The sequence below is a fragment of the Acetatifactor aquisgranensis genome, from assembly GCF_943193215.1.
Taxonomy (GTDB): domain Bacteria; phylum Bacillota; class Clostridia; order Lachnospirales; family Lachnospiraceae; genus Acetatifactor; species Acetatifactor aquisgranensis.
The window spans coordinates 95,299-113,778 of the sequence record NZ_CALPDH010000016.1 but is presented as its reverse complement, the minus strand read 5'-3'; the positions used below and the strand labels follow the sequence as shown (position 1 = coordinate 113,778).

General features: G+C 52.7%; 15 protein-coding genes. 13 read left to right on the top strand and 2 right to left on the bottom strand.

Features of this window, described 5'->3' with window-relative positions:
• The first annotated feature begins 21 nt into the window (after positions 1–21).
• From buk to dcm, 5 genes are all read left to right on the top strand, one after another.
• Positions 22–1,089 carry a butyrate kinase gene (gene buk, locus NFS35_RS14970; RefSeq protein WP_251207927.1) on the top strand — a complete coding sequence of 356 codons (1,068 nt, stop codon included), beginning with the start codon at positions 22–24 and terminating at the stop codon, positions 1,087–1,089.
• 295 nt (positions 1,090–1,384) lie between these two features.
• Positions 1,385–2,239, top strand: coding sequence for a TrmH family RNA methyltransferase (locus NFS35_RS14965; protein ID WP_251207926.1), 855 nt, complete (start codon positions 1,385–1,387; stop codon positions 2,237–2,239).
• The gene (locus NFS35_RS14960) at positions 2,236–2,931 is read left to right on the top strand and encodes a polysaccharide deacetylase family protein (protein WP_251207925.1); all 696 of its coding nucleotides are present in this window, start codon (positions 2,236–2,238) and stop codon (positions 2,929–2,931) included. The genes NFS35_RS14965 and NFS35_RS14960 overlap by 4 nt, the downstream gene beginning before the upstream one ends.
• Complete coding sequence (locus tag NFS35_RS14955; RefSeq protein WP_251207924.1) at positions 2,931–3,383, top strand: very short patch repair endonuclease; 453 nt, start codon at positions 2,931–2,933, stop codon at positions 3,381–3,383. Before NFS35_RS14960 ends, NFS35_RS14955 begins: the two co-directional genes overlap by 1 nt.
• Before the next feature lie 47 nt (positions 3,384–3,430).
• Positions 3,431–4,840, top strand: coding sequence for a DNA (cytosine-5-)-methyltransferase (gene dcm, locus NFS35_RS14950; protein ID WP_251207923.1), 1,410 nt, complete (start codon positions 3,431–3,433; stop codon positions 4,838–4,840).
• Positions 4,841–5,007: 167 nt separating this feature from the next.
• On the opposite strand, the gene uxaC is transcribed toward dcm, so the two are convergent.
• A complete protein-coding gene (gene uxaC / locus NFS35_RS14945) occupies positions 5,008–6,417 on the bottom strand; it encodes a glucuronate isomerase (protein ID WP_251207922.1) in 1,410 nt (469 codons plus the stop codon).
• Between the two features lie 57 nt (positions 6,418–6,474).
• Positions 6,475–7,482 carry a LacI family DNA-binding transcriptional regulator gene (locus NFS35_RS14940; protein WP_251207921.1) on the bottom strand — a complete coding sequence of 336 codons (1,008 nt, stop codon included), beginning with the start codon at positions 7,480–7,482 and terminating at the stop codon, positions 6,475–6,477.
• 504 nt (positions 7,483–7,986) lie between these two features.
• On the opposite strand from NFS35_RS14940, the gene NFS35_RS14935 reads away from it, so the two are divergent.
• The 8 genes from NFS35_RS14935 to NFS35_RS14900 all read left to right on the top strand — a co-directional run bounded on the left by NFS35_RS14935 (position 7,987) and on the right by NFS35_RS14900 (position 18,424).
• Positions 7,987–9,708 carry a tagaturonate reductase gene (locus tag NFS35_RS14935; protein ID WP_251207920.1) on the top strand — a complete coding sequence of 574 codons (1,722 nt, stop codon included), beginning with the start codon at positions 7,987–7,989 and terminating at the stop codon, positions 9,706–9,708.
• A complete protein-coding gene (locus NFS35_RS14930; RefSeq protein ID WP_251207919.1) occupies positions 9,693–11,378 on the top strand; it encodes a UxaA family hydrolase in 1,686 nt (561 codons plus the stop codon). Before NFS35_RS14935 ends, NFS35_RS14930 begins: the two co-directional genes overlap by 16 nt.
• Positions 11,379–11,455: 77 nt before the next feature.
• Entirely contained in the window at positions 11,456–12,850 is a 1,395-nt protein-coding gene (locus tag NFS35_RS14925) for a family 4 glycosyl hydrolase (protein ID WP_251207918.1), read from the top strand.
• Positions 12,851–13,166: 316 nt separating this feature from the next.
• The gene (locus tag NFS35_RS14920) at positions 13,167–14,045 is read left to right on the top strand and encodes a PHP domain-containing protein (RefSeq protein ID WP_251207917.1); all 879 of its coding nucleotides are present in this window, start codon (positions 13,167–13,169) and stop codon (positions 14,043–14,045) included.
• A 127-nt stretch (positions 14,046–14,172) separates the two neighbouring features.
• A complete protein-coding gene (locus NFS35_RS14915) occupies positions 14,173–14,949 on the top strand; it encodes a hypothetical protein (RefSeq protein WP_251207916.1) in 777 nt (258 codons plus the stop codon).
• Positions 14,950–15,038: 89 nt separating this feature from the next.
• Positions 15,039–16,640, top strand: a complete 1,602-nt coding sequence (locus tag NFS35_RS14910) for an O-antigen ligase family protein (RefSeq protein WP_251207915.1) — start codon at positions 15,039–15,041, stop codon at positions 16,638–16,640.
• A complete protein-coding gene (locus tag NFS35_RS14905) occupies positions 16,627–17,475 on the top strand; it encodes a class B sortase (protein ID WP_251207914.1) in 849 nt (282 codons plus the stop codon). Before NFS35_RS14910 ends, NFS35_RS14905 begins: the two co-directional genes overlap by 14 nt.
• Positions 17,476–17,587: 112 nt before the next feature.
• A complete protein-coding gene (locus tag NFS35_RS14900) occupies positions 17,588–18,424 on the top strand; it encodes a sugar phosphate isomerase/epimerase family protein (RefSeq protein ID WP_251207913.1) in 837 nt (278 codons plus the stop codon).
• Positions 18,425–18,480: the final 56 nt, after the last annotated feature.

Here is an 18,480-nt window from a genome sequence, read left to right as displayed (position 1 = left end):
ATAAATCAGGAGGAAGAGAAGATGTCCATTAAAAGCTTGATCATTAATCCGGGTTCCACCTCCACGAAAATCGGCGTGTTCGAGGACGAGAATCTGTTATTTGAAGAGACGCTGCGGCATTCCACTGAGGAAATCAGCCAGTATGCCACCATTGTAGACCAGAAGGATTTCCGCAAGAAGATTATCACGGATCTGCTGGAATCCAAGAATTTCGATTTAAAGAGCCTGAACGTAGTGGTAGGCCGCGGCGGTATGCTGAAGCCTATCTGCGGCGGTACCTATGCCGTGACCGAGGAACTGCTGGCGGATCTGAAAGTCGGCGTACAGGGACAGCACGCCTCCAACTTAGGCGGTATCCTGGCAAAGGAAATCGCGGATTCCATCGGCGTACCCGCCTATATCGTAGATCCCGTGGTGGTGGACGAGCTGATGCCCATCGCCAGGTACTCCGGCGTGCCGGAACTGCCCAGAGGCAGCATCTTCCACGCTTTGAACCAGAAAGCAGTGGCAAAGCGCTATGCGGCGGAAATCGGCAAGGACTATGAGTCCCTGCGCCTGATCGTGGTCCATATGGGCGGCGGTGTATCCGTGGGCGCCCATGAGAACGGAAAGGTCATCGATGTGTTCAGCGCCTTTGACGGAGACGGCGCTTTCTCACCTGAGCGGGCAGGCGGCGTGCCATGTGGAGCGCTGGTAAAGATGTGCTTCTCTGGCAAATATACCGAGAAAGAAGTATACGGAAAATTGATAGGAAAAGGCGGATTTAACGCATATCTGGGCACCAACGATATGCGGGAGGTTACGAAGCGCGCCAATGAGGGCGACGAGAAAGCGGCGGAAGCCAAGGAAGCTTTCCTGCTGCAGGTGTCCAAGGACATCGGTTCCATGGCCTGCGTGCTCAACGGCAAGGTCGACCAGATTATCGTCACGGGCGGCATCGCTTACGGCGCCGATGTGGTGGCCGTACTGAAAGAGCGGGCGGAATGGATCGCGCCTTTCACCGTATATCCCGGTGAGGACGAGCTGCTTGCGCTGGCACAGGGTGCTCTGCGCGTAATGAATGGCCGGGAAGAGGCGAAAACCTATTAGGAACTGTCGGAAAATAACTGATGCAACTTCTTTAGAAGAAAGCCCAAAAATCCAAGGAAAACGGCTAGAAACTCGCATCAGTTATTTGTAGACAATTCCTTAATGCGCCAATGGAATTGCAGTGATTCTGTTAAGAGGGCATTTCAGATGACTCAGGGGCTGTTGCATGGAGCGGTATCTATCTGCTTTCCAAAATGTGACAGCCCTTTTTATGACAGGCCGCAGACTTCCCCGTCTTTTTCCGGACGGAGAGGAGACGGGCGGAAACCGGCCGGAGGCGGCGAAGAGGACAAGAATGGCAACGACGGATATTTATACACGGAATAACATATATCAGCATTTTCAGGTGCTGAAGACCAACCGCAACAAAAGGTACAAGGCCGGGGAATTTTTTGTGGAAGGGGTCCGCAGCATCAATGAGGCGGTGCGGCAGGGATGGCATGTGAAGTCCTTTTTGTTCGGGACAGGCAGGCTTTCCGACTGGGCAGACAATCTGCTGAAGACGGTGAGCACAGAAGTGAACTATCGTTTGACGGCAGAACTGATGGAGGAGCTCAGCGGCAAGACGGATACTTCTGAACTGATGGCTGTCATTGAGATGCGGGAGGACAAGCTCAAAGAGAGCTATCTGTCCGAGAATCCTTTCATCGTTCTCTTTGACAGGCCTTCCAACAAGGGAAATCTGGGCACGATGATTCGTTCCTGCGATGCCCTTGGGGCGGATTTGCTGATTATGACCGGACACGGCGTGGATTTGTATGACCCGGATGTGGTGGTGTCGGCCATGGGTTCTTTTTTCAAGCTGCCTGTGGTCAGAGTTTCGGACAACAATGCGCTGTGGAATTTCGTGGCGGATGTCAGAAAGAGATATCCCGCTTTTCAGATAATCGGGACTACGGCGCATAAGCAGGTTCCGGTCTACGGCGTGGATCTGACCGCGCCTGTGATGCTCATGATCGGAAATGAGACCATGGGGCTGAACCAGAATTTTAAGGACATGTGCGATGTCCTTTGCACGATTCCCATGGCGGAGGATTCCTATGCCTCCTCCTTTAATGTGAGTTGTGCGGCATCTGTGATGATGTATGAACTGACGAGACAGAGAAGTGCAAAAAGACCCGCCGGGGCGGGCGGAAAGGAGACGATATGATGGAATGGAAAAAGGCGCTTACCTTCAGCTACGACGATGGCGTGACCCAGGACAAGCGGCTGATAGGGCTTTTGAACAAATATGGAATGAAAGGAACTTTCAACCTGAATTCAGAGCTGCTGGGAAAAGACGGCTATCTGATCAGGGAGGGTGCGCATGTCGATCATATAAAGGTAGACCCTGCACAAGTGCGGGATATCTATGCCGGGCATGAGATTGCGGCCCATACCCTGACCCATCCGAATCTGGCAGAAGTGGAGGATGACGAGGAAATCGTGAGACAGGTGGAGCGGGACCGGGAGAATTTAAGCCGGATAGCGGGATATGAGGTAGTCGGCATGGCATATCCGGGAGGCGGCGTGAACTTTACGCCTCATGTGGCCCGGCTGGTGGAGCAGCGCACGGGGATTCAATATGCACGTACTACAATAGCGTCTTACAACTTCGACAGACAGGATGATTTGTATCAATTCTGTCCGACAGTATACCACATCATGGAGCCGGATAAATTGTTCGAGCTGGGAAAGCAGTTCCTGGAACTGAAGCCGGAGAGACAGCAGATTCTGTATGTCTGGGGACATAGTTACGAATTTGACTTCAGGAATGCCTGGGAGCAGTTTGAGCGTTTTCTGGAAATGATGTCGGGACGGGATGACATATTCTACGGTACCAATCGGGAAGTGCTGCTGTAATGCGCACATTTAAGAACGTCACTGAGACGAGAAGCAAGACCATGAGCCATATCCGCGGAAAGGACACTTCCATCGAGGTGGCTCTGCGGAAGGCTCTGCGGGAAAAGGGCTATCATTATCGAAAGAATTACAAAGCACTGCCTGGCAGTCCCGATATCTGTCTGACGAAATACAAGCTTGCCATTTTCTGCGACAGCGAGTTTTTCCACGGAAAGGACTGGGAAGTGCTGAAGCCCAAAGTGGAAAAAGGAAATAATGGGGAGTATTGGGTCAGGAAGATTCAGGACAACATAGAGCGGGACAGTGAAATCGACAAGCGCCTGCTCTTCATGGGATGGACAGTGATACATTTCTGGGGAAAGGATATCCTCAAGAAGACGGATGAGTGTGTCCGGACCATAGAGGAAGTCATCTTCGACATCCGGCTTGGGGAGGCAGACGGAGAAGCGTGACGGTCCTGAAAGCGTGATGCGATAGAAAAAGGAAAGGAAATGTTCCGATGGAGAGGACGGTCTGTGAACTGTTTGCAGGAGTGGGCGGATTCCGATGCGGCCTGAACGGCATTCGGACGCCGGAGGATATGAGAATGGAAGGGGGGCATTCCATAGGAGAGAAATGGCGGACAGTGTGGTTCAGCCAGTGGGAGCCCGCGGAAAAGAAGACCCAGTATGCCCATGACTGCTATGTGTATCACTTTGGGACATGTCTGGACAATGCCGGTCATGACACTACAAATGTAGATATCGAAGAGGTGGACAAAAGCCTGATACCGGATTTCAATCTATTAGTTGGCGGTTTTCCGTGTCAGGATTATTCCGTGGCTTCGTCTTTGGCTACATCCAGGGGGCTGGAGGGAAAGAAAGGCATTCTGTGGTGGTCGATCCGGGAGGTCCTGGAAGTCAAGCGTCCTCCCTTTGTGCTGCTGGAAAATGTGGACAGGCTCCTGAAATCCCCGGCCAGTCAGCGGGGCAGGGATTTCGGCATCATGCTGGCCTGCTTCCGGGATGAGGGGTATACGGTGGAATGGCGTGTCATCAACGCGGCGGACTATGGGCTTCCGCAGAGGCGCAGGAGGACTTTCCTTTTTGCCTGTAGAGAAGATACGGTTTATTGTGGCAGACAGGAGAGGGCCGTGGGCTATGAGCGTTCCAGGGCAGATGAGGAGGCACGCAGGGACAGCGCAGCGGCTGTGATATCCAGAGAGGGTTTCTTTGCCGGGACATTTCCGGTGGGTTCCGTGGAGCCGGGGCAGGTCAAAATGAGGGAGCTGCCGGTAAGCATTGGGGAGCTGTCGGCATCTTTCCAATTCGGCTTCGAGAACGCGGGCATGATGAAAGACGGCGTCATCTATACGGCGAAGACCGTCCCGGAATACCAGGGGAAACGGATGACACTGGGGGATATCATGGAGTCCGGGGATGTGGAGGAGACATACTTTATACCGGAGGAGAGGCTGTACTACACTTCCCCGGAGATTACCCGCAGCGATGAGTCCGTGCAGAGCCTTTCTAAGGAACAGAGGAATACCTGGCAGTATCAGAAAGGGGCCAAAAAGCTTCTGCGGAAAGCGGCTAACGGGCATTCCTATGTCTTTTCGGAGGGAGCGATTCCCATGGTGGACGAGTACGACAAGCCCGCCCGGACCATGCTGACCTCCGAGGGGAGCTTCAGCAGGACTACTCATATCGTAAAGGATAAGCGGACGGGAAGAATCCGGCTTCTGACAGCAGGGGAGACAGAGCGGATTCAGGGATTTCCCACAGACCACACGAAGTACTGCCTGACAGAGGGAAAAGTGGTGGAGATGCCGCTGAACAAGCGCAGGTTCATGATGGGCAACGCGCTGGTGGTGGGGCTGGTGGAGCGGATGGGAGAGGCCCTGGAGAAAATATTCGCGGACGAGGATTAGAGTGGTAACTTACCCGGCGGGACTGATGAAGGAATGTTAATACAGGGTGCAAGACCTTTGGTGATTTGACAAAGGTCCTGCACCCTGTTTTGGAGTTGCTATTCAATCAAGGTTACTGCGGATTAGCCTGTTGTGTCAGAGACGGCTGCTGGTACAGTTTGCGATTCCTAAATATCAAACTTAAAATACCTCTTTGCATTGTAATAAGAGATATCCTTGACGATTTCGGACAAAGTATCCATATCAGCCGGGAAGCCGCCGCCTTCTACCCAGTAGCCGATGAGGTTGCAGAGGACTCTGCGGAAATACTCATGCCTGGTGTAGGACAGGAAGCTTCTGGAATCTGTGAGCATTCCCACGAAGCCGGAAAGGTTGCCCAGGTTCGCAAGGGAAATCAGCTGCTCCCGCATGCCTGTCTTGTGATCGTTGAACCACCACGCGCTGCCCTGCTGAACCTTGGCCACGGCGCTGGAGTCCTGGAAACAGCCGATGATGGTGCCGATGGACTGGTTGTCGTTGGGGTTCAGGCTGTACAGGATGGTCCTGGGAAGCTCGTCGGTCTTGCAGAGAGCGTTCAGGAAATCCGCCATCTGCGCGGAGGGAGCGTCGTTGTTGATGCAGTCGTAGCCGGTGTCAGGGCCCAGCAGCCCGTACATTTTGGTATTGTTGTCGCGCTTGCAGCCAAAGTGGAGCTGCATCGCCCAGTCAAGTCTGTGGTATTCTCTGCCCACGAATACCATGAAAGCCGTCTTGAACTTCAGCTGTTCTTCCCTGGTGGGAATCATCCGGTTCAGTCTCTTCAGGAAAATGGCCTCGATTTCGTCATCGCTGGCAGGATAGTACATGACATATTCCAGGCCGTGATCGGAGACATTGCAGCCCATGGAAGCGAAATACTCCATCCGCTGCTTCAGGGCGGCTTTCAGGGCGGCGAAACTGTTGATTTCGCTTATGCCGGTGACTTCGCAGAGCTGATCCAGATAGTTCAGGTAATCCGGTTTCTCGATATTCATGGCCTTGTCAGGCCTCCAGGCGGGAAGCACCTTTACGTCAAAGGTGTCGTCCCCCGCGATTTTCTTGTGCCATTCCAGGGAATCGATAGGATCGTCCGTGGTGCAGATCAGGGTCACATTGCTCTGCCTGATCAGATTGCGGGCGCTCATGGAGGGCTCAGCCAGCTTTTCATTGCACAGCTTCCATACTTCGCCTGCCGTCTTCTTGTTCAGCACGCCGTGATAGCCGAAGTATCTCTGCAGCTCCAGATGGCTCCAGTGGAACAGGGGATTGCCGATGGCCTTGCCCAGGCATTCCGCCCATTTGCAGAATTTCTCATAATCGGAGGCGTCCCCGGTGATATATTTCTCCTCCACGCCGAAAGAGCGCATCAGGCGCCATTTGTAATGATCGCCGCCCAGCCATACCTGCGTGATATTATCGAAACGGCGGTCTTCCGCAATCTCTTTCGGATTGATATGGCAATGGTAATCCAGTATTGGTGTGTTTTCCGCATAATCGTGGAACAGCTTTTTGGCTGTCTCCGATTCCAACAGGAAATCCTTGTCCATAAATTCGTTCATGTTCTTTTCCTCCATTCATGATTTTGATTTTATATCGATGTTTTTTCGTTCCATGGGTTACTTGCGGGTGGTGCCTCTTCTTATGATTTCGCCGGAGAAGACGGTCTTCTTCGGCATCTCTCTTTCCTCCAGGATGCCCAGCAGAGTGGTGATCAGGTGCTGACAGAGGGTCTCCAGCTTATTGTCGATGCTGGTCAGTTCCGGTTCGCAGCATTCGGTGAGCATGGAATTGTTGTATCCTATGACGGAAAAGTCCTCCGGAATCCGATACCCTGCCTCCGCGGCGTATTTGACGGCGGCAAGCGCCAGCGTGTCATCCGCGGCAATGACGCCATGGAACCGGGCGCCTTTGTCCCGTACTGCATTCAGATGTCTGACCATGGCGTGGATATCCTCATGGGAGCCGCGATAGAACTCTGTCAGAGGCTCCTGCCCGGGATGTGCCTCCGCCATTGCAGCCCGGAAACCGGCCAGTTTTTTCTTACCGCTGTAGGACTGGGAATTGTAAAAGTACAGGATGTCCTCAATGCCGTCGGAGAGCATCTGCCGGGTGGCCTCGTACATGGATGTGTAGTCATCGGACATGACGCTGTATACATTGGGCGCGTCCATGGAGGCATTCAGCAGCATCACCGGAATCTGGGCGGCGGCTTCCGCGATGTACCTGTTGTCCTGATCCTTTTCGTAGACGAAATTGGAGCCCGCCAGAATGATGCCGTCTACCTTTTTCGTAATCAGCAGATTCATGGAGGCCGTTTTGGAGGCCAGCTCATAGCCTGTACAGCACAGCAGGCTGTCGTAGCCGCTGGCCCTAAGCTTCTGCTCGATATAGTAGACTGCCTTGGCAAGGTACAGATCGGAACTGTCCGCGCACATGATACCGATGGTCTTCATGGTATTCAGCCCTAAGCCTCTTGCGAAAGCATTGGGAGTGTACCCGTACTGCTCGATGACATCCAGCACCTTTTGTCTGGTCTTCTCGCTGACGCTGCTGCTGCCGTTGAGCACGCGGGAGACAGTAGCGATGGAGACGCCGGCCTTTTCGGAGATATCGTAAATCGTCATTGGTCTTCCTCATCGGCACAGGAATCTATATAAACGGCATTTATACTGCTTAACAGTTAAAATTTCCGAGTAACCTGACCACATAACGCCGGCCACATACGTTTAACCAATGCGGTATGGTGAATTCTGGCATTATGCAGTATAAGGCAGAGAAGAATCCTGCCCCATTGCATGGCCCCGTGCCGGACGCGATGCATACTGGCGGTCACAAAAAACTACCATGCAACCAGACTCGCGAGAGGAAGATTCTGCGGATATGGCGGAAAATCCCACCGCTCGTGAGTGTAAGTAGTTTCAAAAAAGTCCTATTAAAATTATAGCAAATGCAGCTTTTTTTGCAAGATATTTTTTTAACAAATAGATTTGATTATTGACGTAAAAAATATTTGGATGTATGATAGGAAATGTAAGCGCTTACATAGCGATGAACATGGAAGAAAAGCATTCCATGGAAGAAAGGTCATTCCATGGAAGAAAAGCATTCCATGGAAGAAAGGTCATTCCATGGAAGAAAAGCATTCCATGGAAGAAAAGCATTCCATGGAAGAAAAGCATTCCATGGAAGAAAAGCATTCCAGGGGGATTCGGACAGGAGGCAAAGCTATGGAGATTTTGGGGAAAGCAATGACGGGAAAAAAAGAAAGGCCTGTCAAAGTGGTGCAATTCGGGGAGGGCAATTTTCTCCGAGCCTTTGTCGACTACATGATTGACATTGCCAACGAGCAGGGAAAATTTGACGGGGATATCGTGCTGGTGAAGCCCAGAGAATCCGGAGACCTGGAGAAGTTCCACAGGCAGGACTGCCAGTATACCGTGTCGCTACGGGGAATCGTTGACGGCGAGGCAAAGGTCTGTAACAGGCAGGTTACCAGCATTGCGGATGCCGTGAGCGCCTATGGCGAGTATGAGAAATTCATGAAGTTGGCCGAACTGGATGCGCTGCGGTTCGTGGTGTCCAATACCACGGAGGCCGGCATTGTGTTTGATGCCGGAGATAAATTTGAACAGAATCCTCCCAGGACATTTCCGGGCAAGCTGACGAAGTTTCTGTACCATAGATATGAGACTTTCGCGGGAGATAGGGGCAGGGGACTGGTAATGCTGCCAGCGGAGCTGATAGATGACAATGGCGGTGTGCTGAAGAAATGCGTCCTGCAGTTCATAGAACTCTGGAATCTGGGCGATGGGTTCAGGACTTGGGTGGAGGAGGCATGCATCTTTACTTCCACGTTGGTGGATCGCATCGTCACGGGATATCCCGGGGACACGGAGCAGGAGCAGTGGGAGGCGCTGGGGTATGAGGACCATATCATGGTCGTGGGGGAGCCCTTTGCGCTGTGGGTCATTGAGAGTCCTGAGGACATCAGCGGGGAATTTCCCCTGCCGGAGGCGGGGCTCCCTGTGATTTTTACGGAAGACCAGAAGCCCTATAAGCAGAGAAAGGTGCGTATCCTCAATGGCGCCCATACCTCTTTTGTGCTGGCCTCTTTCCTGTGCGGCTATGATACGGTAAAGGAATCCATGGAAGACAGGGATATTCGGGATTTTATGGAGAGGACGATTTTTGATGAGGTGATTCCTGCGCTGACGCTCCCGGAAGAAGAACTGGAGGAGTTCGCCAAAGCGGTAATCCAGCGTTTTGACAATCCTTATGTGAAGCATTCGCTGCTTTCTGTTTCTCTGAACTCCGTGTCCAAGTGGCGGACCAGATGCATGCCAAGCCTTTTGGGGTACGTGGAGAAGTTCGGCAGGCTTCCGCAACGGCTGGCCTTTTCTCTGGCGGCGCTGCTGGCGTTTTATGGCGGTTTGGAAAGCGGGTTTTCCAGGGAAGAGAGAGACTTTGGGGGAGAGGAGCGTCCCACAGAGGAGATGTGTCTTATGGAAGAAAGACATCCCAGGGAGGGCGCGCCTTCCATGGAAGAGGGACGTGTTAAGGAGGATGGATTCTCTGCAGAAGAAAGGCGTTTTCCGGAAATCCGCGGCGGAGCGCTTTTAGCCCATAGGAATGGGGAAGAGTATCGCATCATGGATGACATGGAGGTGCTGGAATTTTTCCGGGATAACTGCGGGAAGGGCAGCAGAGAGTTCGTGGAAGCATTTCTGGGGAAAGAGGAGTTCTGGGGGCAGGATTTGAACCGGACAGAAGGATTGACTGATACGGTCAAGTATTTTCTGGATGATATCAGAGAGAATGGCATGAGGGCGGCATTATGCAGAATTTCATAAAGATACACGAGAAGGATAATGTGGTGGTGGCACTACAGGATATTCCGGCCGGAACAAGGCTGGACATTTTGGCAGGCGGGAATGCTTTAGAGCATGAGGGAATCCTGAAAGGAAAAGGTGCTTTGGGGCAGGAGGACAGCCTCAGAGAGGAAGCAGAGGGCAATCTGCCGGAAGGTGGCGGCAAGATTTCGGTTATCGCGCGAGAGGAGATTCCCGCCGGACATAAGATGTCAGTCTGCGATATTCTCACAGGGGAAGAGGTCATCAAGTATGGCTATCGCATCGGGAATGCAATGGCGGATATCAGGGCGGGTGACTGGATTCATACCCACAATTTGAAGACAGCATTGGGGGATTTGCCGGAATACTCCTACGAGCCTGTCTTCGGAGAGGCCGAGGTGAAAGAAAGCACGAAAGGAACAGAGAGTGAAAGGATTTCTGAAGGGGTGGGCGAAGATACATTAGAGTCGTCTTTCATGGGATACAGGCGTCCTGACGGCAAGGTGGGCATCCGCAACGAGATTTGGATTATCCCTACGGTAGGCTGTGTGAACAATGTGGCGTCCGCAATCGCGAAGAAAGCCAATGAGTGGCTTTTGGCAATGCCGAAAGGGACGCCATACCAGCCCAAAGGAACAGCAGTGGATGAAGTCATCGCTTTCCCCCACCCCTACGGCTGTTCCCAGATGGGGGAAGACCAGGAGCATACCCGGAAGATTCTTGCCGATCTGATCAGCCACCCCAATGCCGGAGGTGTGCTGGTGCTGGGACTGGGCTGCGAGAACAGCAATATTCAGGAACTGAAGCCTTATCTGGGTGATTACGATGAAAACAGAGTCAGGTTTCTGGTATCTCAGGAATGTGAGGACGAAGTGGCGGAGGGTCTGGAAATCATAGGGAGCCTTATCGAGCAGGCATCCTCATTCCGGAGAGAGCCTGTCAGCGTGAGCGAACTCGTAATCGGCCTGAAATGCGGCGGCAGCGACGGTCTGTCCGGCATCACGGCGAATCCGCTGGTAGGGCGCTTCTCCGACAGGCTGGTATCCCGGGGAGGAACCACTATCCTCACCGAGGTGCCGGAGATGTTCGGTGCGGAGACCATCCTCATGAACCGCTGCGCCAATGAGGAACTGTTCCGCCAGACTGTGGATTTGATCAATGATTTCAAGAACTATTTCAAAAGCCATGGCCAGACCATTTATGAGAATCCCTCGCCGGGGAATAAAAAAGGCGGGATTTCCACGCTGGAGGACAAGTCCCTGGGCTGTACCCAGAAATCAGGAAGCGCCCTGGTGCGGGGCGTGCTGCAGTACGGCGAGAAAGTGCAGATTAGGGGACTGAATCTGCTCAGCGCGCCGGGAAACGATTTGGTGGCATCTACGGCGCTGGCCGCCGCGGGAGCGCATATGGTGCTGTTCACCACAGGGCGGGGCACGCCTTTCGCATCGCCTGTGCCCACGGTAAAGATTTCCACTAATTCCGCTCTGGCAGAGAAGAAGTCAAAGTGGATTGACTTCAACGCGGGTGCCCTGGCGGAGGATGGCTGCATGGACAGGGAGACGGACAGACTGTTTCGCTATGTGGTGGAGGTGGCCTCCGGCAGAAAAGTCCGCAGCGAGGAGGAGGGCTATCACGATATGGCGATTTTTAAACAGGGAGTGACTTTGTAGGGAGGTTGTGTATAAAGAAATCCATGAGTTCGTTAAAGGACATGATTATAGAATCACAGAAAGGGGCAGGTGTTAATATGAAGTACAATGGCAACAAAGTGGAAGACATCAAAATCGCCTATTTGGGCGGCGGCTCCAGAGGGTGGGCCTGGGGGCTGATGAGCGACCTGATGACTTATGAAGATATCAGCGGTACGGTGTATCTGTATGACATCGACATGCAGGCGGCGAAGAACAATGAAATCATCGGAAACAAATTCAATCATGCCCTGGGAGCCAGGACCACATGGTATTACGCCGCGGTGGAGACTTTGGAGGAGGCCCTGGCGGGGGCTGATTTCGTCATCCTGTCCATCCTGCCAGGCACCTTTGACGAGATGGAGTCGGACGTACATGCGCCAGAGAAGTACGGCATCTACCAGTCCGTGGGCGATACCAGCGGCCCCGGAGGGATATTGCGTGCCATGCGCACCATCCCCATGTACGAGGTCATCGCGGAAAGCATCAAAAACCGCTGCCCGAAAGCCTGGGTCATCAACTATACCAACCCCATGACCCTCTGCGTGAAGGCCCTCTACCGGGTATTCCCGGAAATCAGGGCTTTCGGCTGCTGCCACGAGGTGTACGGAACCCAAAGGTTCCTGGCGGAGGTGGTGGAAGAGGTACTGGGCGTCCCGGCGGTGGAACGCCATGAAATCAAGGTCAACCCTGTGGGAGTGAACCATTTCACCTGGCTCACGGAAGCAAGATACCGGGATGTGGATCTGTTCCCGGTTTACCGCACATACTGTAATGAGCACCCGGACGGCCGGGGCGGGGAAAGCCCCGCGGACAATAACTGGATGAACAATGCTTTTGCCTGCGACGAGAAAGTGAAGATGGATCTGTTCCGGCGGTTCGGATGGATCGCGGCGGCGGGGGACAGGCATCTGGCGGAGTTCTGCGAGGGGAAATGGTATCTGGAGAGCCCGGAGCGGGTAAAAGAGATGCACTTTGGGCTGACGCCTGTGTCATGGCGCAAGGAGGATCTGGAGATGCGCCTGGCACGGAGCGCCCGGCTGGTCAGCGGGGAGGAAGAGGTGGAGATAAAAGGCACCGGCGAGGAGGGCGTGAACCAGATTCGGGCCCTGCTGGGTTTGACCGAACTGGTCACTAATGTCAACATCCCCAACCAGGGCCAGATTCCCAACCTTCCTCTGGGGGCGGTGGTGGAGACCAATGCGGTGTTTCGGGCGGGCAGCCTGACACCGGTCTTCGCCAGGGAGATTCCGCAGTCCGTCTATCCGCTGGTGGTCAGAATCTGCGGGGAGCAGGAGATGCTGTCGGATGCAATCGCCAGACGGGATGTGGAGGGAATCTTCCGGGCCTTTGCGAACGACCCGCTGGTGACCTGCGGCCTGGCGGACGCGAGGAAGCTGTTTGAGGAGATGTGTGAAAATACAAAGGCATATCTGACGATGTATGGGATATAGCTCAGATTTTCCAGAGCTCTGCCGCTAAGTTAGTGCGGATTTTTTGAATGCCGGAAAAAACGAGGTTGCTATACCCCCGGAGTTCCCGGATGTCATGCGGGATAGGGGCCAGGCTGTCCGGAACTATAAAATGATGAGGTCTTCTTTCAGGCGGGGGCTGCCGCAATAAGGATGCGAAAACCCCTGCAGTTTCCGCGAGAGTCCGCGGACTGCGGGAAAAAAGAAAATGATTCTTGAAATCCCTACAAGCTGAGAGTATACTAAAAACGGCGACCAAAGGGAAAGCGGCAAGGCGCAGAAAGGTGTTGACGAAATTATGATGACAGACATGTTCGGGCAGATTAGACTGAAGGTGAACCTTCATCTCCATACCACGGAATCCGACGGCCGGAAGACGCCGGAAGAGGCCTCGGCCATATACCGGGAGGCAGGCTATGACATCATCGCGGTGACGGATCACTGGAAATACAGGGAAAGTGGGGCAATCGGCGGCCTGCGCATCCTCTCCGGGGCGGAGTACAATGCGGGAGGCGGCAACGGCGCGGAGGGCGTGTTCCATATCCTGGCGCTGGGCTGTAGCCGGGAACCGCGTATCCACAGAGAAGCCGGGCCCCAGGCCATAATCGATGAAATCAATGGCTGCGGCGGCATGGCAGTGCTGGCCCACCCGGCGTGGTCGCTGAACACGGTGGAGCAGACGAAGGGGCTGGAGGGAATCGGGGCCACGGAAATCTACAACACGGTATCAGACGCGGGGGAATCCTCCCGCCCTTATTCCGGGGATTTCGTGGACGCATCGGCCTGCAGGGGGCGGCTGTATCCCCTGATCGCCGATGACGATACCCATTATTACAACGGAGAGGATGAGACGTCCTCCTATATCATGCTGGCCTGCAGTCCGGAGGCCTCGGATGCCGAACTGCTGGAGGCGATTCGGAGAAAGGCGTTCTACGCCACCCAGGGCCCGGAAATCCATCTTCTCCGGGAGGGGAACCGCATCGCCGTGAGATGTACCCCGGCTGTCCGCATCTCCTTTTTCTCCAATGCGGTCTGGGCCAGGGACAGGTGCGTCCGCGGCAGCAACCTGACGGAGAGCTCCTGTGAAGTCCAGTCTTTCGAGACATTCATCCGGGCGGAGGTGACGGACGCGGATGGAAAGAAGGCCTGGAGCAATACCATAGATTTACGGCAATAGACGAAATAGAATATATTTCTTCCTAAATTTTTCCAAAAGGCTTGACTTTTTTCCGGGGGGGTAAAATAAATATATAGTAGGGCATGTTCCCTATATCTATTATTATTATTCCAGGAGGGAAAGAAAAATGAAAAAACGTGTACTTTTAGCCTTGACAATGGCGATGGCAACGGCTGCAATGTTCGTTTCTCCGGCCATTGCTGACATCACAGGTCTGCCGAGCATGGTAGTATCTGCAACCAGCAATAACACCACTGTGACAACGCCCGGAGCGTCTTCAGAAGGAGAGGCGACGGCTTCTGTTGTGACTACATCTACCGGAGCCACAGTGGAGAGTTCAGTCGTGGTAAAGAATACGATGGGAGTTGCAGCAGCGGTTACGACATCTGAGAATGTCCTGTTCAGAGCAGCCGGACTGAATGCGGGCGAGTATGTAGTTCCTACTTTTGCCGGAATGGCTGGTGAGGCGGCTTACAGGATAATCAGCGATACAGCGCTGCAGTTAGGTACCAGCGATTTCTATGCATTCGATCTTACGATGCAGATTTATGGAAGAAATGTTGAAGACGCCAAAGTGACTCAGCTGAGCGCTCCTGTTAGATTTGTCGTAGCAACCCCGTATGACGGAAATGTATACGATATGGCGGTTATCCGCATCCATAATGGCGTTGTGACGATTCTGCCCGATTTGGACAGCGATCCTGCAACAGTTACATTTGAGACTGACAGGTTCTCTGCTTATGCAATAGCTCCTGTTGCCAAGGGTTCGCTGAGCAGTCTTTCAAAGGATTCCGTTCCCAAGACTGGTGATGAGTTGCCTGTAGCAGTGCCTGTTACCGCTACTGTATGCCTTGCAGCGGTTGCTATGACAGTAGTTGCCCTGAATAAGAAGAAAAGAGCATAATCTTTTTAAATAGGCAAGGCTGTGAATGGAGGAGGAAAGTCATCTTTCCCCCTCCATTTTTCGGTAGAAGAGCCTGGAGGATGGGATAAATGGAGACGAAATATGCAGGTTTTCAGAAGATGGTTGCGTCCGCATATCTGTTGTTGATTTTTGCGGCGCTGCCGCTTTATATGAAAGACGGCTTCTATATGCTGGCCGATGCGAAATACCTCTTTTTCCGGAGTGTATCGCTGATTTTTCTGCTGTTGTGGTTGGCCGGTGCCGCTGTGCGCGGCATTTACAGGCGGCGGCACGGGAGGTGTTCCCTGAGGAAGAAACCGGGGGAATGGAGCGAGATATGGGGCATGTATTCCGGAACAGATGTTTTTGCAATCTGCTTCGCAGTGTTTTCCATGCTGTCGTATCTGTTCAGCGCCTACAAGGACACTGCGCTCATAGGCTTCTCCGGCTGGTATATGGGGCTGCTGACACAGCTTTTCCTGGTGGGGGGATATTTCCTGGTGAGCAGATGGTACGAGAGGGAGAAAATGATTTCCGGCATTGTCTGGCTCAGCATGTCCGCGGTGTGCCTGCTTGGGGTGCTGAACCGTATAGGATACGACCCCCTGGGTACATTTGAGGGGATGAACTGGTGGGAGTGGAACCGGAGGAACCTTCTTTCTACCGTTGGGAATATCAATTGGTACTGCGGCTATCTGGCGGTGACAGTTCCGCTTCTGCTGTATTGCTTCTGGGCAGGGGAGGGATGGAAACGGATTCCTGCCTGGGCTGCTGCCTTTGTTGGAATAGGCGCAATCTTTCTGCAGGGGAGTTCCAGCGGATATATAGCCATGGGGGCAATGTATGTCGTCCTCCTGCTGGCCTCTCTGAAGGATATGAGAGCGTTTTTGCGTTTCTTGGAGACTGCGGTATTGGTGCCGCTGCTTTGCTTCTTGATGTGGCTGACCCGGCTGCACTTGATACTCACCTATGACATGGAGGAGACGATTGAAAAGGTAATCACGCCTGTGTGGGGGATTCCTCTGGGGATACTGGGGGCGGGAATCGTGGCGCTTCGGATGATTTACAGGAGAACGGGCAGAAACTGGCTGGAGAATGGAAGGGTGCTTAAGGGTGTGCTGGTGCTGGGAGTGGTGCTGGTGCTTGCCGGTGTGCTGGTACTTGCGGGATGTCAGGTATCAGATTCTGTCTGGCATTTTTTTGGAAGTTCCGGATTTTTGCGGTTTGATGCTGAATGGGGTAGTATGCGGGGAAAACTCTGGACGGCTGTATGGAATGGATTCTGCAGGACTGATTTTGTGCGAAAGCTATATGGTGTGGGTCCGGACTGTTTTGCGCGCTATTTCTATGAGGTCGAAATGATTGACATAGAGACAACCGGGAAATGGATGGAGGCGGTATATGCCAATGCGCACAATGAGTGGCTGAACATGCTGGTAAATGAGGGAATTCTTGGATTGATGGCTTATCTGGGCTTTTTCCTCTCGGCATTTCGCAGATTTTGGAAGAACAGCAGAGAGAATCGGAGGATGATGGCTGGTATGATGGCTGTGGGCGCCTATGTGGCGAATCAGTTTTTCAGCTTTGGACAAGTGGTATCTACTCCGCTCATTTTTCTGGTAATTGCGGTATGTGAGAATGAGTGCCGGAGAAAAGAAACCGAGAAAGGGAATCAAGATGGAAGAGAATAAGGAAAATGCAGGTACAGATAAGTGGAAGATAATCGCGGTTGCAGGCCTGGTTGTGGCGGTGGCAGCAGCAATCGTGATGATATGTCTGTTGCGTAACTTTTATGGTCAGGAGATGGAGTCAGAGACTAAAATGGAGGAATTGAGGGTAGAACTGGAACCTGAAAGTATAGCGGAACCCACAGAAGAACCAGAGGTTCAGCCATCTCCGACTCCTGCGCCTCTGGAGAAGAATCCTTATGCAGATCTTTTTCTGCAGAACGGGGACATGGCGTTTTGGCTGGTGGTAGATGGGACGGCCATTGACTATCCTGTCATGCAGACTCCGGAGGATGAGAATTATTATCTGAACCGTGATTTTTATGGAAATGAGGACAAAGCAGGCTGTCTCCTTTTAGATGTTGATAGTCAGCCTTTTGGAGAAAACCAAACCACGAACCTCATCATTCACGGACATAATATGAAAGCGGGAACCATGTTCGGAGGCCTGATGCAATATGAGGATGAAAATTATTGTGCAGAGCATAAGCATATGGAAATCTATACAAGGACGGATAAGAGAGAATATGAAGTCATATCTGTCTTTTACAGTCAGGTTTATTATCCTACGGATTTAGTATTCAAGTATTATAATTTCTTCAAGGCGGACAATGAGATGGAGTTTGACTACTTCTATGACAATATAAAGGAAATGTCATTGCATGATACAGGAGTGACAGCTGAACTGGGAGATCACTTCCTGACGCTGTCCACCTGTGCCTATCATGTGGAGGACGGACGGTTCGTGGTAGTAGCAAAAGAAATAAACAGGGAAGAGAAATACGAGTCTTTGGACTGAGTGTTATGGGTGAAAGAAAAATTGCTTGATTTATCCGTAAAAGCGTATTATCCTTTTTACAGGAGAAATAACTTGTCACAGGAAATATCGCTAAAAAACGGAGGAATGAATCATGCAGTTAGGAATCAGATTACATGACACGACGAAGCTGCCTTTCGAGGAGCGTATCGCAGATGTGCACAGGCTGGGTTTCGCATGCGGCCATCTGGCCCTGTCGAAGGCAATAGATGAGTTTCCCACCACGGATGAGGCTCTGACGCCGGGACTCGCTATGTACATAAAGAACGTGTTCGCCAGGAATCAGGTGGACATCGCCGTGCTGGGATGTTATTTAAATCTGGCGAATCCCAATAAGGAGCAGCTGGCAGAGACGGTCCGCCATTATCTGGCGCATATCCGATTTGCGTCATGGCTGGGCTGCGGCGTGGTGGGAACGGAGACCGGCGCGCCTAACGAGACCTATACTTTTACGCCGGAGTGCCATACGGAGGAGGCGCTGCAGACTTTTATAGAAAATTTAAAGCCTGTCGTGGCATACGCCGAGAAGATGGGAGTGGTGATAGGCATCGAGCCGGTCTACCGCCATATCGTGAGCACGCCCGGGCGGGCGCGGAGAGTGCTGGACGAGATAGCTTCTCCGAATCTGCAGATCATCTTCGATCCTGTGAACCTGCTGGATGCGGCAAATTATGAGGAGAGGGATTCTGTCATAGGAGAGGCCGTGGAATTGCTGGGATCCGATGTGGCGGTGGTCCATCTGAAGGACTGTGTGCTGCGGGACGGAAAATTAGTCTCTATGGGATGCGGACAGGGAGAGATGGACTACAGACCTATCCTGAAATTCATGAAAGAGCACAAACCTTTCATCCATGCCACGCTGGAGGACACAAGGCCGGAGAACAACCAGAGAGCGAAACATTACATCATGAGGATGTATGAGGAGGCATAGGGGCGGATATAGAAGATGAGGGCTGTTCAAGTCACTGCCCAAATAAGGAGACAGAT

Bases quoted from the DNA above. Each gene is read 5' to 3' on its own strand.
- NFS35_RS14910 (WP_251207915.1), top strand. From the start codon at position 15,039: ATGGAGACGAAATATGCAGGTTTTCAGAAGATGGTTGCGTCCGCATAT.
- NFS35_RS14925 (WP_251207918.1), top strand. From the start codon at position 11,456: ATGAAGTACAATGGCAACAAAGTGGAAGACATCAAAATCGCCTATTTG.
- NFS35_RS14955 (WP_251207924.1), top strand. From the start codon at position 2,931: ATGCGCACATTTAAGAACGTCACTGAGACGAGAAGCAAGACCATGAGC.
- buk (WP_251207927.1), top strand. From the start codon at position 22: ATGTCCATTAAAAGCTTGATCATTAATCCGGGTTCCACCTCCACGAAA.
- NFS35_RS14960 (WP_251207925.1), top strand. From the start codon at position 2,236: ATGATGGAATGGAAAAAGGCGCTTACCTTCAGCTACGACGATGGCGTG.
- NFS35_RS14900 (WP_251207913.1), top strand. From the start codon at position 17,588: ATGCAGTTAGGAATCAGATTACATGACACGACGAAGCTGCCTTTCGAG.
- NFS35_RS14920 (WP_251207917.1), top strand. From the start codon at position 13,167: ATGATGACAGACATGTTCGGGCAGATTAGACTGAAGGTGAACCTTCAT.
- NFS35_RS14935 (WP_251207920.1), top strand. From the start codon at position 7,987: ATGGAAGAAAAGCATTCCATGGAAGAAAAGCATTCCATGGAAGAAAAG.
- NFS35_RS14930 (WP_251207919.1), top strand. From the start codon at position 9,693: ATGCAGAATTTCATAAAGATACACGAGAAGGATAATGTGGTGGTGGCA.
- NFS35_RS14905 (WP_251207914.1), top strand. From the start codon at position 16,627: ATGGAAGAGAATAAGGAAAATGCAGGTACAGATAAGTGGAAGATAATC.
- uxaC (WP_251207922.1), bottom strand. From the start codon at position 6,417: ATGAACGAATTTATGGACAAGGATTTCCTGTTGGAATCGGAGACAGCC.
- NFS35_RS14940 (WP_251207921.1), bottom strand. From the start codon at position 7,482: ATGACGATTTACGATATCTCCGAAAAGGCCGGCGTCTCCATCGCTACT.
- NFS35_RS14915 (WP_251207916.1), top strand. From the start codon at position 14,173: ATGAAAAAACGTGTACTTTTAGCCTTGACAATGGCGATGGCAACGGCT.
- NFS35_RS14965 (WP_251207926.1), top strand. From the start codon at position 1,385: ATGGCAACGACGGATATTTATACACGGAATAACATATATCAGCATTTT.
- dcm (WP_251207923.1), top strand. From the start codon at position 3,431: ATGGAGAGGACGGTCTGTGAACTGTTTGCAGGAGTGGGCGGATTCCGA.